This is a genomic window from Maribacter huludaoensis (genome assembly GCF_029350945.1).
Lineage (GTDB): Bacteria > Bacteroidota > Bacteroidia > Flavobacteriales > Flavobacteriaceae > Maribacter > Maribacter huludaoensis.
The window spans coordinates 32,145-47,213 of sequence record NZ_JARKMS010000002.1; the positions used below are offsets into that span (position 1 = coordinate 32,145).

Annotated in this window: 17 protein-coding genes; 5 read left to right on the forward strand and 12 right to left on the reverse strand. The window is 34.6% G+C overall.

The genetic code is table 11. From position 1 onward, the window contains the following. Window positions 1–209: 209 nt before the first annotated feature. From PXC01_RS05250 to PXC01_RS05285, 8 genes are all read right to left on the reverse strand, one after another. A complete protein-coding gene (locus tag PXC01_RS05250; RefSeq protein WP_276471278.1) occupies window positions 210–560 on the reverse strand; it encodes a hypothetical protein in 351 nt (116 codons plus the stop codon). Next, window positions 561–1,052 (reverse strand): DUF6265 family protein, encoded by a 492-nt coding sequence (locus PXC01_RS05255; RefSeq protein WP_276471279.1) that lies wholly within the window; start codon window positions 1,050–1,052, stop codon window positions 561–563. Window positions 1,053–1,103: 51 nt separating this feature from the next. Continuing rightward, window positions 1,104–1,484, reverse strand: coding sequence for an SMU1112c/YaeR family gloxylase I-like metalloprotein (gene gloA2 / locus PXC01_RS05260; RefSeq protein WP_276471280.1), 381 nt, complete (start codon window positions 1,482–1,484; stop codon window positions 1,104–1,106). Between the two features lie 91 nt (window positions 1,485–1,575). Beyond that, the gene (locus tag PXC01_RS05265; RefSeq protein ID WP_276471281.1) at window positions 1,576–2,085 is read right to left on the reverse strand and encodes an outer membrane beta-barrel protein; all 510 of its coding nucleotides are present in this window, start codon (window positions 2,083–2,085) and stop codon (window positions 1,576–1,578) included. Window positions 2,086–2,285: 200 nt separating this feature from the next. Continuing rightward, window positions 2,286–2,840: a hypothetical protein gene (locus PXC01_RS05270; protein WP_276471282.1), complete on the reverse strand. Its 555-nt coding sequence runs from the start codon at window positions 2,838–2,840 to the stop codon at window positions 2,286–2,288. 25 nt (window positions 2,841–2,865) lie between these two features. Further along, window positions 2,866–3,417 (reverse strand): hypothetical protein, encoded by a 552-nt coding sequence (locus tag PXC01_RS05275; protein ID WP_276471283.1) that lies wholly within the window; start codon window positions 3,415–3,417, stop codon window positions 2,866–2,868. 7 nt (window positions 3,418–3,424) lie between these two features. After that, window positions 3,425–3,643, reverse strand: coding sequence for a DUF6500 family protein (locus tag PXC01_RS05280; RefSeq protein ID WP_276471284.1), 219 nt, complete (start codon window positions 3,641–3,643; stop codon window positions 3,425–3,427). A 3-nt stretch (window positions 3,644–3,646) separates the two neighbouring features. Further along, window positions 3,647–4,219 (reverse strand): pentapeptide repeat-containing protein, encoded by a 573-nt coding sequence (locus tag PXC01_RS05285; protein WP_276471285.1) that lies wholly within the window; start codon window positions 4,217–4,219, stop codon window positions 3,647–3,649. Window positions 4,220–4,409: 190 nt separating this feature from the next. Between PXC01_RS05285 and PXC01_RS05290 the strand changes: the two genes are divergently transcribed. Then, complete coding sequence (locus tag PXC01_RS05290) at window positions 4,410–6,998, forward strand: cyclic nucleotide-binding domain-containing protein (protein ID WP_276471286.1); 2,589 nt, start codon at window positions 4,410–4,412, stop codon at window positions 6,996–6,998. A gap of 135 nt (window positions 6,999–7,133) precedes the next feature. On the opposite strand, the gene PXC01_RS05295 is transcribed toward PXC01_RS05290, so the two are convergent. Next, window positions 7,134–7,337 (reverse strand): CDGSH iron-sulfur domain-containing protein, encoded by a 204-nt coding sequence (locus tag PXC01_RS05295; RefSeq protein ID WP_276471287.1) that lies wholly within the window; start codon window positions 7,335–7,337, stop codon window positions 7,134–7,136. Window positions 7,338–7,487: 150 nt separating this feature from the next. Here PXC01_RS05295 and PXC01_RS05300 point away from each other — a divergent pair, with 150 nt between their 5' ends. Beyond that, window positions 7,488–8,123, forward strand: coding sequence for a CatA-like O-acetyltransferase (locus tag PXC01_RS05300; RefSeq protein ID WP_276471288.1), 636 nt, complete (start codon window positions 7,488–7,490; stop codon window positions 8,121–8,123). A gap of 13 nt (window positions 8,124–8,136) precedes the next feature. Here PXC01_RS05300 and PXC01_RS05305 read toward each other — a convergent pair whose 3' ends face one another. Further along, a complete protein-coding gene (locus PXC01_RS05305; protein WP_276471289.1) occupies window positions 8,137–9,630 on the reverse strand; it encodes a sensor histidine kinase in 1,494 nt (497 codons plus the stop codon). A gap of 214 nt (window positions 9,631–9,844) precedes the next feature. Here PXC01_RS05305 and PXC01_RS05310 point away from each other — a divergent pair, with 214 nt between their 5' ends. The 3 genes from PXC01_RS05310 to recQ all read left to right on the forward strand — a co-directional run bounded on the left by PXC01_RS05310 (window position 9,845) and on the right by recQ (window position 13,235). After that, window positions 9,845–10,531 carry a GNAT family N-acetyltransferase gene (locus PXC01_RS05310; protein WP_276471290.1) on the forward strand — a complete coding sequence of 229 codons (687 nt, stop codon included), beginning with the start codon at window positions 9,845–9,847 and terminating at the stop codon, window positions 10,529–10,531. A gap of 235 nt (window positions 10,532–10,766) precedes the next feature. Next, on the forward strand, window positions 10,767–11,099 hold the full coding sequence (locus tag PXC01_RS05315; RefSeq protein ID WP_276471291.1) for a single-stranded DNA-binding protein: 333 nt from the start codon (window positions 10,767–10,769) through the stop codon (window positions 11,097–11,099). Window positions 11,100–11,150: 51 nt separating this feature from the next. Beyond that, entirely contained in the window at window positions 11,151–13,235 is a 2,085-nt protein-coding gene (gene recQ / locus PXC01_RS05320) for a DNA helicase RecQ (protein ID WP_276471292.1), read from the forward strand. A gap of 19 nt (window positions 13,236–13,254) precedes the next feature. On the opposite strand, the gene PXC01_RS05325 is transcribed toward recQ, so the two are convergent. Together PXC01_RS05325 and PXC01_RS05330 are read right to left on the reverse strand one after the other, a co-directional pair. After that, a complete protein-coding gene (locus PXC01_RS05325; RefSeq protein ID WP_276471293.1) occupies window positions 13,255–14,088 on the reverse strand; it encodes a phosphatase PAP2 family protein in 834 nt (277 codons plus the stop codon). A gap of 78 nt (window positions 14,089–14,166) precedes the next feature. Further along, window positions 14,167–15,069: a histone deacetylase family protein gene (locus tag PXC01_RS05330; RefSeq protein WP_276471294.1), complete on the reverse strand. Its 903-nt coding sequence runs from the start codon at window positions 15,067–15,069 to the stop codon at window positions 14,167–14,169.

Genomic DNA, 15,069 nt, shown 5'->3' on the forward strand with positions numbered 1-15,069 from the left:
AAGTACAAAGTAAGAAGTACAAAGTAAGAAGTACAAAGTAAGAAGTACAAAGTAAGAAGTACAAAGTAAGAAGTACAAAGTAAGAAGTACACCTATAAAAAAAGTCTCCTTAAAAGGAGACTTTTTTTATAAAGTTTATATTCCAACAACCAACAACCAACAACCAACAACCAACAACCAACAACCAACAACCAACAACCAACAACCTACTACTCCCTTTTTACGATCATGTAAAAATCATTGTCCAAGGGTAGATATCCTAGATCATATAGAAAGTAATAAGTAGTCCCTTTTTTAGTGGTGTATAGATTGGTGATAAAGTCAAAGTCAAATCCTTTATCTATTAAACGCATACGGGTGGTTTTTGTTTTACCGTCCTTTAACTTGTAACTGTCAAGTATACGGTAGTTTTTGCGAAGTTTATTATTAATATTTCTAATGAGGTTTTTACTGGCAGGATTAATCTTGTTGTTATATGCATTTCTGCATTGGTCATTACAGAATTTTTTGTCTATTCTGCCCATGACCTTGCTCCCACATTCTAAACATGCTCTTTCCATTTATTGTCTGTGGTAATTAAATGTTACTTCATTTGATGATCCTTCTTCTTCACTGACCTGCACATACATGTTTATCTCTTGATCAGATATGCGTTCAATGGTAAAATCATCAAAGTAAAACTTATCTCCTTCAATTTTTACAAGCTTAAAATCTATGTTTTCATCTTTTTCTTCCCAGCCACTTAAATTGCCATCAAAATGTTTTAGTTGAAGAATTAGAGTACCGTCTATTTCAATCAAATGTCCGAATTCATAAAAACTGACCGCGCCTTTATCCAATAACCTAAATGAGAACATCATAGAACCATCTGCGGGCGGACTCCAAATTTCCTCCGCAATTCCACCAAATGCTTCTCCCTTCCAATGCCCCGCTAGCCATTCTATATCGTTTAGCGTTGCGGCAGGACTCATCATGCCTTCTTCAAAGGATATTGTGTTTTGTGCTTGTAAAAAATAAGTTGTTGAAAGAAAGAAAAGCAGTAATAGTTTCATGAGTTCATATTTGTAACAAGATACAAATTAAACGTTTACAAACGGTTTTACTTATTTTTCATAAAACTCTATAGGTAAGTCATCTGGGTCTGCTATGAAAGTAAATCGTTTATTAGTGAACTCGTCTACCCTTATAGGCTCTGCAATAACTTGATGTTTTTTACAATGGGCAATTGTTTTTTCTATATCATCTACCTCAAAAGCTAAATGGCGTAAACCACATGCTTCTGGTCTTGACGGTCGTTTTGGTGGATTAGGGAAAGAGAACAGTTCAATGATATAATCTCCGTTTAAAGCCAAATCTAACTTGTAAGATTGACGTTCTTCGCGATAAACTTCACGAATTATTTCTAAACTCAATACATCTAAATAGAATTGTTTTGAAACCTCGTAATTAGAGCAGATTATGGCAGTGTGGTGTACTTTGTTCATTGCGTTTTAACTTAAACGTTAAATGTAATATAAAGAAAAAGGGTGGCTTACATTGTTGTAAGCCACCCTTATATTATTATGAAAAGTGTTTTTATAACTTGTAAGTGATTCCTATTCTTCCTCCACTTACAACATTACCACCACCTACTTGAAGGTTTATTGCAAAGTTGTCATCAAAGAAATAGCGGCCACCAACTTGTAAACCTATACCAAAACTATCTGCACCACCATAATCAACGGTGTTGCCGTCAATTTTAGTAGACCAGCTATAGTAAGTTAAATTAGCACCGGCATATAAATCCCATTGACTTGGAATTTCAAATACTTCATTAAAATGGTAATTACCATTACCTGTAATACCAAATATGGAGCTCTTAAAATCGCTACCAAAACCACTACCGTGATTGTAAGTTTGATAAGATAATTCACCACCAACAGAGATATTTGGTGCAACACCATATTCTAAACCTGCGTAAATAGGTACGCCCCATCCTGAGAAGCCTACTCCAGCATTTGCCTGTAATGCTCCTTCTTCTAATGGTGATTGGGCGTAAGTAAACCCAATTGTAAATAATGCTACTAATAAAGTGATTTTTTTCATGGTTAACGTTTTGACTAATAATCAGTTAAAAAATTGTTGTTTTTTAAATTAAATATGTGCGAAAGATAAATAAATTAAATAAGTGTTAATACGAATCGATAAATAAAAAAAAAGGATGTTATGATAAACGAATTCTTTTGTTTAAGTAAGTTGACTCATCGTCTAAATTTTATTTTTAAGATAAAGAAAAGTGAGTTATATTATTGTTCAAATTGTTTTTTCCTTTTCCAAAGTTGAAATACTCCAATTAATAACCCAATTAAACCTCCTAGGTAACTGAAATTATGAATAGTTTCTGCTCTTAAAAATGCATAAGGCGAAGTCATTATTTGAAGCGAATCATCATTAATTTTTCCATAATTAGGAAGATTAATGACTTCATAATATCTTTTTGGTTGCCATTGAAAGTAAGCAATTAGAAATCCTATGAAACCGAACATAATAGCAGTAATACAAACTGTTAGCAATGCTTTAAATTTATCTTTAGTTGTAAGAATATCATTCCATATCCATAATAACCCAAGGATAAATCCAATTATTAGCCCTATCCACCAAGTAGAATTCCAGCCAATTATACTGGCACCTAATCTTGCTGGTTGTGTAAAGTATTCTGGAAGGTCATTTTGAATAAATTTGAAATGTGTATAGTATTCAGAAGATATGCTAAATGTTACTTGATTATGGATAATACCGTATAAGCCAGCTAACAAAACAGTTAAAAATATAAATAAGAATAAACTTAAAAGTTTTCTCATTGTTAGGATTCAATCTTATTGATTCTTACTTTTCAAACAACTCAATCGCTTTTAAGTAATTAGTAGCGCCGTTCATAGTCATGTCATTTACAAAACCATCTAGTTTTGGGTGCTTTGTTTTAATAAAACTAACTAACGAATCTTTAGTTTGGTTCCATGTATCCCAATTTACATCAATATAATCTAACTCTTTAAACTTTGAAATTTTTCCTGAAGCAAAAGAAACTTTGACTTTCAATTGTAAAGGATTGTTTTTTAAAAACGAATTACGGATGTTCTTTTGACGTATAGTTACTATAATGTCATCGTTTTCTTCGCTCAATTCAAGTATTTCATATGACGGATCAAAAATAGAATCCCACTTATAAAATTCGTAAAAACCAATTTTGTCAAATGGCATGACATAATCACCGGAAACTATTGTAACACTATCATTGACAACTTCTTTAATTCTGTTGTACGTACCACTGTCTAAAGCTTTATAGTATGTGGTTACAACATCTTTACGGCTTAGTTTTTCTTTGCTGCAGCTGGTTAATATAACAATGATAGCCAAAATTAGAAATGAGTTTTTCATAGTTCTATTACTTAAAAGCTTGTATCATCTGTTTGATTTTTACCGCTTTTTCAAAATGGTCTAGTTTATGCTCTAAGATCCACCACTTGGCCACCTCCATTAAAAGCTCCGGATTGTCATTTTTATTTTTGAAAAAAGCATAGAAAGACAACCCTACATTTTCTCCTTTAGCAGCTATTTTAGCATCGCAAACCTGTATAATTTTTAATTTAATGTCTTTGTTCATGTGTTATTCCAAGATTTTCAATTGGTATTTATGTAATAATCCTTCGAGCATATCTTTTGAAAATATAGCACCTTTAATCGTGTTGTTTTCTGGGTCTATGCTAAAATCGGTTGCAGTGCTAAAATCTGCCTTTTGTAAATTTGTTCTTGAAAAGACGGTACGTTTTAAGTTACAGTCCATGAATTTGGCACTGCTTAAATCACAGTCACTAAAATCTGCCTCTTCAAGTTTACATGAGTTAAAAAGTTGACCTACCAACTTTAAATCCGTGAAAATGGAAAAACTTAAATTACAGTCAAAAAAGGCAAAACTCATTAAAAAACTGTTGCAGGTGTGGAACGCTAAACCCATAAGTTTACAATGCGAAAATTTTACTTCGTTAAATGTGGTGTTTACTATATTGGCATTGCTAAGATTACAATCAATAAACTCGCATTCCAGAAAAATTTGGTTGTCTAAATATCCTTTAGAAAAATTACAACCTTTAAAAATGCAGTTTTCATATTCTGCCTTTGGTAGTCCTTGGCTTGTGTAGTTCTCTCCTTTAAAGGTTTTATCTAATATTAGTGTATTCACAGAATATTGAATTCTAATTAAGGGTAGGTAAGATAGTAAAACAGAACATTAAAAATTGAATTTAGTTATTCTAAGTTTAATGGGGTATATTTTATCTTTTTCGTCAATATCAATTTGTTAAAATGACAAATTGGTTTTAATGTTGACAACACTTCTTTTTTCAACTTTATCTGGTTAAGTTAGAAGGAGTATGATACACAATAATAGACTTTTAAGGCAAGAGATTACTACTGACAAATTGAAAACATATTTTCCAAAAGGAAAAATAAATACCTATAGCAAAGGATATGCTATCAGTTATATTCATAAAAAGGTTAAAACATTTAGATGGTTATTGGAAGGTAGTGTCAACTACTATATTTCATTGGATAATCCGGAAAGCGATATTCTGGTTTGCCAAAACTCAGAGCCATTTTCTACTGTTGGCCTAAACGGTTTCAATACTCCCAAAAGGTTTACTTATAAGGCTACCGTTGCTTCCCCAAAAGCTTCATTCTTTGAAATTCCGTTTCAAGATTTGGAAGCGTATTTGAAAAAAGGACATCAAAATATATTATTGAAGAATATTGGGGCAAAGTTGTACCGTGTTCTACATACGGCATTGTCAAAGCAAACAGAATTACTGAGTCCTGTAAGATTTCAACCTTTTGTGGAAGACAGGAAGTTTTTTATATCGCCTGTTTCTGAACAAGAAGAAATTGTTTCGTTAATGAGGCGCTCACCGTTTTTAGATTATTTCGAGGAAAAAAACTTGGAAGCTTTGGCCGCATTGGCAGAGCGAAGAGAATATGAGCCAGATGAGGTATTGTACGTACAGGACGGCTCTAGTAACGGGTTATTTATATTGATCCATGGAGCAGTGACTATTAAAAGAATAGAGAACACTATCGAGATCAAACAACGCTCTATTAAAAATTCTGGTTTTGTGTTTGGATGGTCTTGTCTATTAAAGGAAAAAGATATTTGTTCGGCAATAACCAATACAAAGACCTCTGCCTATTTTATTCCTGAAGGTGATTTAATGAAATTGTTTAAAGATGACGATGTCTTTGAAGGTCAATTCTTTAAGCGATTACTTTGGCTTATGGGCAACCAGCTCAACGCCGCTTTTGTTCGTTATGTCGGTTTATTGGGCAAACATAATTTACAAGCGGTATATCAATTGATCAAAAATAATAAGTCTCGGTTATTACTGTCATCGCCCTTACACCAAGTGCCTCATCTATTAAAGAGTATTACGACCAAACCACTGGCTTATGATGCTTTGAACACGTTGGTAAAAAAGGGATCGTCCTTAGAACGTCATATTGCATCTTTAAGCTTAGAGCTACTGGTTGAAGATCAAAAAGAGCATGATTTTGTGAACGGTTTACAGCAAATTTATGAAAGCGTAGCGGAAAAGAGCGGTAAAAATCCAAAACTGAACAGAAAGATATGTGCAGAAGAGACTATTAAAGTTTTTAAAAATGTACCGTATATTATTGAGGGGAAAGAGAATTTGCCCAATGATTCTGGTAATATCTTTATTTATAACCATCTTTTGAACGACCCATACTATACCCTAAACAATAATTTTCAGATTACTTTAGATTCACATTTTTTAAGTGCAATGGTATTATATGAAAAATATAAAGAGCCAGGAATAAGGACAGTGCGTATTGGGCAAGGGCAAGAATATGGCCATCAGAATTATTATGACAATCTTGGTTATATAAATGTATATACCAAAGAGTCCGAACAACCTAGTGCCAATAGTAAAGAAGAGGCAAGAAGTATATTTTATAGGGAAGCATCAAAACATTTACAACAAGATTATAATTTGATCATTAGCCCAGAAGGTACTTCATACAGAACCGATGAATCACCCGGACCTTTTAAAATGGGCGCGTTTAAATTGGCACTGCATACAGAGCCTGAACCTTATATTATACCCGTGGTCATGGTAAATTTTGATCATAGAATAGGTAGGCCTTTATATTACTGTGCAATAAAAGAACCTTTTTTGTTGAGCGAAAAAGTACCTTCTAAAAGTAATGCGGATTTGTATGCGTTTATGGAAGAATACCAAAAGAAATACGTTGGTTATGTACAACAGGCCATAGAAAGGGCAGAACAATTAAACGTTTCTTCTTCTGGGGCGGACAGTTTAGAAGAACCGCCTGCCATTTGGTGTAATGAAATCAAAAGATTGAAAAGGAGAGTAGCCAAATTAGAGACTCAAGAGAATTTAATAGCTTTTTATGGTAGCTCTTCGGTACGTTTGTGGGTAAACATGAAAAGAGATCTTAGTCCGTTTAATGTGGTAAATTTAGGGTTTGGGGGATCTACATTTGCTTGGTGTATTCATTATTTTCATGAAATATTTGCCGATGCCAATCCTTCAAAAATTGTGCTATATGCAGGCGAGAATGACCTAAACGAAGGTAAAACTCCACAGGAAGTACTTTCTGGGTGTATGGAATTGGTTGGTTTAATACAGCATAAATATCCTGGAGTAGAGCTTGCGCTGATCAGTTTAAAGCCCAGTGTAGAACGTGAGGCATTAATTCCACTGATTATGGAGACCAACCTAATGCTATCAAAATATTTCATTACAGAGCTGAACGCGCAATATATCAACGTATTTGCACAAATGATTACTACGGATAATAGACCGATACCAGAATTATACCTTTCTGACGGATTACATTTAAACAAACAAGGCTATGCACTGTGGAGCAATGCTATTAAGAAAGCACTACAGGCAGCAGATAGCCTTGAGTTAGAACAACAAATGTAATTTTCAATTTTTGTTGACCTTTTTACAACTACAAATATTACCGGTAATTTTAAGTTGAATATAGTATTGTACCTATGTTCATTACAATGGGTGACCGTTACCCTTTATACGTAGATTTGTATGATGTAAAATAGCCTACCCTTGCCATTCTATTTTTCTGTGCGATCCATCACAAAATGGTTTGTTTTCCGAGACACCACAACGACAAAAACCTGTAGTCCCTTCTTTGGTGACAATTTCACCCGATGCTAATTGAATCTTTAAATTTCCTTTGATTTTTAACGGCCCATTGTTTGCCACAATAATATCTGTAACACATTGATCTTTGTTTTCTTCCATAGTATTTTTAGTAAAATAAATTAATAAAAGTGAAGTAACGTTCTTTATTTAAAAGACACAAGTTATCATAATTTTAAATTGAAATTTGAGGTTGTATATTTAATGCCGCAAGAAACCGATGATAACTTATTGTCAAAGTATAGAACATAGATGAAAAAGGAAATAGATATAGCTGAGTGGAATAGAGCGGGTCATTTTAAGTTTTTTTCGCAGTTCAGTGAGCCCTTTCATGGTGTAACCGTTAAGATTAACTGTTCTAAAGCTTATGATTATGCCAAACAAACCGGTAATTCATTCTTTCTTGTTTATTTACATAGAACATTAAAGGCGGCAAATTCCATTGCCCCGTTTAAATATCGTATTGAAGAGGGTAAGGTTTTTGAGTATGATGAGGTTCATGCATCACCTACCATTGGTAGAGATAACGGTACTTTTGGTTTCTCTTATATTAAGTATAAAACGTCTTTTATTGAATTTAGAGATGCGGCCAATAAAGTAATTGCAGATGTAAGGAAATCAACTGGATTGGAACTGCCTGAATGCGGATTAAACGTTCTACATTGCTCTAGTATGCCGTGGTTAGACTTTACGTCTGTTTCCCATGCACGACATTTTGAATTTGCAGACAGTTGTCCCAAGATTTCATTTGGTAAAATGACGGGTGAAGGAGAGAAAAGGACTATGCCCGTTTCAATACACGCCCATCATGCTTTAATGGACGGTTATGAAGTTGGTTTGTTCGTTGCAGAGTTTCAAAGGTTAATGTCCTTAGAAGGTGAAGCTTAAATTAGAATTTAATTCATTCACCAGCCTTAGATTTTTTAAAACGTAAAATGAATTCGGTGCCCTTATTGATTTCGCTTTTACAAATTATTTCTCCATCGTTCATTTCTACGAAATCTTTGGTGATCATTAACCCAAAACCAGTGCCTTTTTCCCCACTGGTACCTTCACGAACCATAGCGCTATGGTTGTTCTTGTTTTTTGAGTCGTCATGCCAATTCGTATGCATACCCAGTCCAAAATCTTTGACCCTTATTTCCACATTGTCAGAAATGCATTCAGAAGTCAATAGTACTTTTTGACCCTTTTCACTGAACTTTATGGCATTGGAAACTAAATTACGGAGCATAACTTTCAACATGTTTTCATCAATAAAGAGTTCATGGCAAGAAATGTCTAGCTCTATTTCTATGGCCTTATCATCTGCCATACGTTGAAACTCATTTTTTATACTTTTAAAAAGTGTAGCTAAATCGCAATTTTTTTTATTTAGAGTCACCCCTTCTAATTGCTTATAAGACCAATCTAGCAAAACATTGACCATAGAAATTCTTTCAATTACTTCATTTTTTAATTTAATCGTAATATTCTTCAGGTCACTTTCATCTAACTGGCTTTCTATCATTTCAATGATCGTACTTACGTTATTCAGCGGACCCCTAACGTCATGGGTAAGTAGCGAAAATAATTTGTTTTTAAGTTTATTTACCTTTTCAAGTTCTCTGTTTTGGTTTTCTAAGTCTTCTTTGGCTAGTTGCAAGTGCTTGGTCTGTTTTGCTACTTCGGTTACCAGTTTATTGTTCGCCTCTATTTGAATTTTAATAGTATTATCTTCAATAGATTTATACTTATAACTGACCAAAATGGAGAAAAGAATTAATTGTAGTGTAACAAGAGTGGAAGTAATCAATATGATAAGGTTTGAATCTATTTCATAATATTTCTGTAAAAACCATGCTCCAATATAAAATATAGAGCCAAGTAAATATGGGGAATAAGAGTATAAGTAGTATTTATTGAATTTTTCTGCATGATATAAACGCAGTCCTGAAAATAGACTTAAGAGTGCAGTTGAAAGCGCTGTAACTGCAGCCAGCATTACAAAAGAGGTATTCAACCAATTAACTTTAGTAAACAAATTATTTAAAATGTGCACACAAGGTAGAAATATCATGATAATTGAAAATGCGCTATAGACTGCAGATAACTTTGGGTGGTTGTTTTTGGTAATGTTCAAATAGCTTTTAGTAAACATTAATAATCCAAAAGTGGAAATCATTGCCGTGGTAAGCGTAGCTTTTTCAGCAATTAAGAGAATTTGGTCACTATAAGCACCCTTTAAAAAAATAGATAAACTCCAATGCAAGGTCAACCCGAATATTAAAATAGAATAGTAGAGTAATATCTTGTGCCTTAGAACAAAATAAGAGAGAAGGTGGTAAACACCAAAAACGCCAAAAATTGACGTGAATATTAATGGTATTAAGTTTCTAAAATCAATTGTATTCATCTAATGCTTGAGAATTGATTGAGAGCTCAGATTATATTTGCATTGCTATATTATTGATGCCTCTTTCTCCTTGAATTTATGATATTTAATTGAGAATTCTACAATTATCTTTATGATAGTTTGCTGATAAAACGATTTTTTCACATTTTTTATTTAATAAATGTATAGTTGAGATAGGAATCAATATTTTGGCAATGATTATAATTTTGTTACAATGGCAGACTTAGATACACAACTTAAAAACCCTGTTTGGTATGCATTAAATGAAACACATAAAAAGTTTTGTGTTGAATACGATGGAGTGCAATTCTATGATCAAGAGGTGTGCACTTTTGGAGCTTTTTTTGATGAAGGAAAAACTGCGAACGCTTCAAAACAATATTCAAAAACTACCGACAGTTTCTTTTTTGTTTCAGAAAATAAAACACCAGTAGTAGATGAAACTAAAATAATTTTAGAGAAGAAAGTTGATGGTTGCCAAATGGTATTAAATGAATTGTCAGATGTTTTGATAACAGAAGATATAGTTCTGTTGAGCGATGAATATATAGATGAGGTGTATGATTTGGTATGGTTGGTAATGCCCGGTTATTACCGTAGAAGAACTTTTAAAATGGGTAATTATTACGGAATTTTTAAGGATGGTAAATTGGTTTCCATAACTGGCCAAAGAATGCAGACCAATCTTTTTATTGAGGTAAGTGCCGTGGTAACCCATCCTGATTATACCAGAAGAGGTTTGGCAAAACAACTTATAGCTCATACAACAAAAGAGATTTTGAAAAAGAATAAGCAGCCTATTCTACATACCAATAAAGGAAACTTGGCAATACCACTTTATAAGAAGTTAGGGTATGAACTTACTAGGGATATGAACTGGTGGTTGTATCGTAAGATTTAAGTTACACTACTTTTTATGCAATTTATTTCTCTTTTTAAACTTTCTACTTACTAGTAATTATATTTTTTAAGTAATTGTAAATCAGTTATAAAAACATTTTTAAACGACTGTAAACGAATACAAACGACAGTAAACGTTTATTACCCGAATTTCATATCAATGCTGTTCTAGGTTTGCAGTGTCAAGTCAACCAGGCTTGGATTTTAAAAACTTTAAATCTATAAAAATTAGTAAAATGAACGCATTAAAAAACAAAGTACAGTTAATTGGAAATTTAGGTCAAGACCCAGAAATTGTAAACTTAGAAGGAGGTACTAAACTAGCTAAGTTTTCAATAGCGACCACAGATAGTTATAAGAACGCAAAAGGCGAAAAGGTTGATGATACCCAATGGCACAATATTGTTGCTTGGGGAAAAACGGCCGAAATTGTAGAGAATTATTTGGCTAAAGGAAAACAAGTAGCCATTGAAGGTAAGCTTACCCACCGTTCATATGAAACCAAGGAAGGTGAAAAAAGATACATTACCGAAATACGGTGTAATGAGTTGTTGATGTTAGGTAAGTAATATTGAACGATCATCTAGTTAAGACAATTTCAAACACTATTTTTGCAGAACATGATAGCAATAGAAAAGGACCTACTACCATTATTAAAAAAACATTTTGGTTATGATTCGTTTAAACCGAATCAGTTATCTATAATTGAAGATGCACTTGGTAAAAAAGATGTATTGGCAATTATGCCTACAGGTGGTGGTAAGTCTCTTTGTTATCAATTAACGGCACTGGCACTTGAAGGTACTGCGATTGTAATATCACCGCTGATAGCATTGATGAAGGATCAGGTAGATGTGCTGAAGGCAAACGGAATTCCAGCAGAATATTACAACAGCTCACAGTCCGTAGAAACACAACAAGAAATCCTAGGGAAGTTAGAACGAGGCGAGTTGAAGCTGTTTTATGTAGCTCCAGAGAGTTTAGGTTTTTTTAATACTATTCTAGGTAACTTAAGGATTAGTCTTTTTGCCGTAGATGAAGCACATTGTATCTCTTCATGGGGTCATGATTTTAGACCTGCTTACACTCAGTTAGGCGGATTAAAAAGAAGATTCCCCAATATTCCTGTTATGGCGCTTACTGCAACTGCGGATAAGACTACACAAGATGATATCGCAGATCAATTACAGATTGTAAATGCCAAGCGTCATTTGGCATCTTTTAATAGGCCTAATCTATATCTTGATGTAAAACCCGCTCAGGATAGAATAAAACATATTCTAGATTTTTTAGATGATAGACCCAATGAAAGCGGAATCATCTACTGCCTAAGCCGAAAAAGTACAGAATCTATTGCCGAGAAATTACGTAATGCCGGTTTTAATGCTAAAGCATATCATGCAGGTATGTCCTCTGATGAACGTTCTTCGGTTCAAGAAGAATTTATTACGGATAAGGTTCCCATTATTGCGGCTACCATTGCTTTTGGTATGGGTATAGATAAGAGTAATGTACGTTGGGTAATTCATTATAATCTACCCAAGAATATTGAAGGGTATTATCAAGAAATTGGTCGTGGTGGTCGCGACGGTCTCCCTGCTCATGCGTTGTTGTTCTACAGTTTTGCAGATGTAGCACAATTACGTAGGTTCATTACCCAAAGTGAAAATGCAGATGTTGAATATGCCAAGTTAGAGCGTATGCAGCAATTTGCAGAGGCATTGAGTTGCAGGAGAATTGCCTTGTTGAACTATTTTGGAGAACAGGTTAGCGAAGGTTGTGGTAATTGTGATATCTGTAATTCGCCACCTGCTTATTTTGATGCTACTTTGTTGGCTCAAAAAATTTGCTCCGGGGTTGCACGGTTAAAGGAACGCGAACCTATGGGAATGGTAATAGATGTTTTAAGAGGAGCCCAGAATGCACAGGTATTGGAAAAAGGATATCAGAATATAAAAACCTATGGTGCCGTGAAAGATGTCTCTTGGTTAGACTTACAGCAATATGTTATTCAATTGTTGAACCAAGGTGTGTTGAATATTAATTTTAGGGAAGGTGCCAGGCTTGGCTTGACCCCTCAGGCAAAAGAAGTATTATTTTCAGGTAAAAAGGTTCAATTGGCCGTGCTTCAGAAAGAAAAAGAAAAGAAAAAAGCGGTTGCCAAATCAAAAGTTAAGAAAACTGACTTGTTCGAAAAGTTACGATTGCTCAGACAACAGATAGCAACGGAACAGAATGTTCCTGCCTATGTAGTTTTCGGTGATGCCAGTTTAAAGGATATGGAAGCCAAATTACCTAAGAACGAAACGGAATTTATGGAGGTGTCCGGAGTAGGGCAGGCGAAACTAGAGAAGTATGCCGATGTGTTTTTACAGGAAATTAAAAAGCATGTAGGCACTAAAAAATCTAAAAAGAAAACTCACGATCAAACTTTTGAATTGTTTTCTGATGGATTATCGGTTTCTGAGATAGCCGCCCAAAGAAACCTATCTGAAAATACCATTTACGGACATTTAATGAAACAGCATGCCGAAGGTGAGGAGCTAGATTTAGATCAGTTTGTTGACGCTAAAGAAATAGCACAAATAGAAAAAGCCAAAATAGAACTAACCGATGCTACAGGGTTAAAAGACTATTTTGAATATTTTGAAGAAAAAGTGCCTTATTGGAAAATTAAGTTTGCACTATACATGTTAGATTCTTAGTAATGGATATTTGTCCGATTTAAAAATTAACGGTAACACCCAATTGACCTGGTCCAAAATTGAGATTCCAACTTACCATTTTGGTATGGTCGTTATATTTTTCATCATACCTTTTATCTAGATATCGATCTATAGACTCTACGGTAGCAATACTTATGGCAAAGGCAAATACCATATCGCTTAAATAATGCTGGCCATCCCAAACACGAGATATTCCCGGTATGGCACCAATAGTATATATACCGGCTTTTACCCACGGATTTTTAAATTGCTTACCTATAGCATATGCATTCGTAAATGCAAGTAGGGCATGCCCAGATGGAAACGAATGAAAGTTTCTGCTAGAGTTGAACGGGTCAAAAGTGTCTTTGCCTAAATTTGCCAAAGGTCTTGCCCTACCTACTACAGATTTTAAAACTTGTTGTAAAAGACCTGCAGAAGTGGCCGATGATACTAAGAGCACCCCTGTACGTCTTAATTTTTCATTCTTGGTTATTAGACCTACAGCATAAACACCAGAAGTAGCTATATAATTGTTTGAAGGACTTCCGTAGAATTCACCGTAATCACGAACAACCTTAGGTATACCTTCTCTATTATTTCTTATAAAACGAGATGTTTCATCATCTGCCAAGTAAACTAATCCGGTACCTGCAACTACAGCCCCAAATTGCGCCCATTGATTACCTTTCCAATGAAAAGGGCGTGCGTATGAGTATCCTACACCACCAACCATACTGCCCAAATCATGGGTAAACATCTTCCAACGGGTTTCTGTGGAGTCTTTAATGGAGTCTTGCGCATTTAATGAAAGACAAAAAGTTATTCCCAAAAGGATTATTAGATTTTTCATACCGCAAATTTAAAGTTATGGTGCTTTAGAATATAGTCAATTTAAAACAATGTTTTGCTCTAAACATTCCGCATCTCTTTAAAAATAAAGATTCTGGGCTATTCTAAACGTATTTGCATGGGCATTTACAATGATTTTGATATCTGGGGAATAACCACCGCCCATGCTGCATTGTACGGGTATTTTTAGTCTATGGCAAGTGCTTAGAACAAACTCGTCCCGTTTTTTGCATCCTTCTACACTCATTCCTAAAGTTCCTAATTTGTCACTTTCAAGAATGTCTACGCCGCAGAGATAAAAGATGAAATCTGGCTGTTCATTTTTAATTAGTTGGGGTAATTCTTTCTTTAAAGTAGAAAGGTAGGTCTCGTCGTTGGTTCCTTTTGGTAGGGCAATATCAAGATCAGATTCTTCTTTTTTGAACGGGTAGTTACTAGCCCCATGCATAGAGAACGTAAAGACCGACTCATCATTTTGAAATATTTCTGCAGTTCCATTGCCTTGGTGGACGTCCAGATCAACAATGAGAATTTTTTTCGCCAGCCCTTTATTCAGCAAATACCTTGCGCCAATAGCCTGGTCGTTGAGCATGCAAAAGGCTTCACCATGGCCGCTATAGGCATGGTGGGTGCCACCGGCAATATTCATGGCAATGCCATTTTTTAATGCATATTCACAACCTCGTATGGTGCCGTCGGCAATAATACGTTCTCGTTCTACCAGTTCTTCCGATAGCGGAAAACCTATTTTCCGTGCCATTTTTGGCGAAATCATAATGTTCAACAAATCATAGAAATACTCAGGATCGTGTACCGCTACAATATACTTGTCATTTGGTATTTCTGGCTCAAAGAAATTAGCCTCGGTACATGTGCCTTCATGAATAAGTTGCTGTGGTAGCAGTTCATATTTTAGCATTGGAAACCGGTGCCCTTCCGGCAATGGATGTTTGTAAATAGGGTGATAGGCTATTTTTAGCAT

What these genes read in the sequence shown, in the direction of transcription:
- PXC01_RS05280 (WP_276471284.1), bottom strand. Translation starts at nt 3,643, where the DNA reads ATGAACAAAGACATTAAATTAAAAATTATACAGGTTTGCGATGCTAAA.
- PXC01_RS05275 (WP_276471283.1), bottom strand. Translation starts at nt 3,417, where the DNA reads ATGAAAAACTCATTTCTAATTTTGGCTATCATTGTTATATTAACCAGC.
- gloA2 (WP_276471280.1), bottom strand. Translation starts at nt 1,484, where the DNA reads ATGAACAAAGTACACCACACTGCCATAATCTGCTCTAATTACGAGGTT.
- PXC01_RS05300 (WP_276471288.1), top strand. Translation starts at nt 7,488, where the DNA reads ATGAAAAAGGAAATAGATATAGCTGAGTGGAATAGAGCGGGTCATTTT.
- PXC01_RS05250 (WP_276471278.1), bottom strand. Translation starts at nt 560, where the DNA reads ATGGAAAGAGCATGTTTAGAATGTGGGAGCAAGGTCATGGGCAGAATA.
- PXC01_RS05265 (WP_276471281.1), bottom strand. Translation starts at nt 2,085, where the DNA reads ATGAAAAAAATCACTTTATTAGTAGCATTATTTACAATTGGGTTTACT.
- PXC01_RS05295 (WP_276471287.1), bottom strand. Translation starts at nt 7,337, where the DNA reads ATGGAAGAAAACAAAGATCAATGTGTTACAGATATTATTGTGGCAAAC.
- recQ (WP_276471292.1), top strand. Translation starts at nt 11,151, where the DNA reads ATGATAGCAATAGAAAAGGACCTACTACCATTATTAAAAAAACATTTT.
- PXC01_RS05270 (WP_276471282.1), bottom strand. Translation starts at nt 2,840, where the DNA reads ATGAGAAAACTTTTAAGTTTATTCTTATTTATATTTTTAACTGTTTTG.
- PXC01_RS05315 (WP_276471291.1), top strand. Translation starts at nt 10,767, where the DNA reads ATGAACGCATTAAAAAACAAAGTACAGTTAATTGGAAATTTAGGTCAA.
- PXC01_RS05310 (WP_276471290.1), top strand. Translation starts at nt 9,845, where the DNA reads ATGGCAGACTTAGATACACAACTTAAAAACCCTGTTTGGTATGCATTA.
- PXC01_RS05305 (WP_276471289.1), bottom strand. Translation starts at nt 9,630, where the DNA reads ATGAATACAATTGATTTTAGAAACTTAATACCATTAATATTCACGTCA.
- PXC01_RS05255 (WP_276471279.1), bottom strand. Translation starts at nt 1,052, where the DNA reads ATGAAACTATTACTGCTTTTCTTTCTTTCAACAACTTATTTTTTACAA.
- PXC01_RS05325 (WP_276471293.1), bottom strand. Translation starts at nt 14,088, where the DNA reads ATGAAAAATCTAATAATCCTTTTGGGAATAACTTTTTGTCTTTCATTA.
- PXC01_RS05290 (WP_276471286.1), top strand. Translation starts at nt 4,410, where the DNA reads ATGATACACAATAATAGACTTTTAAGGCAAGAGATTACTACTGACAAA.
- PXC01_RS05330 (WP_276471294.1), bottom strand. Translation starts at nt 15,069, where the DNA reads ATGCTAAAAATAGCCTATCACCCTATTTACAAACATCCATTGCCGGAA.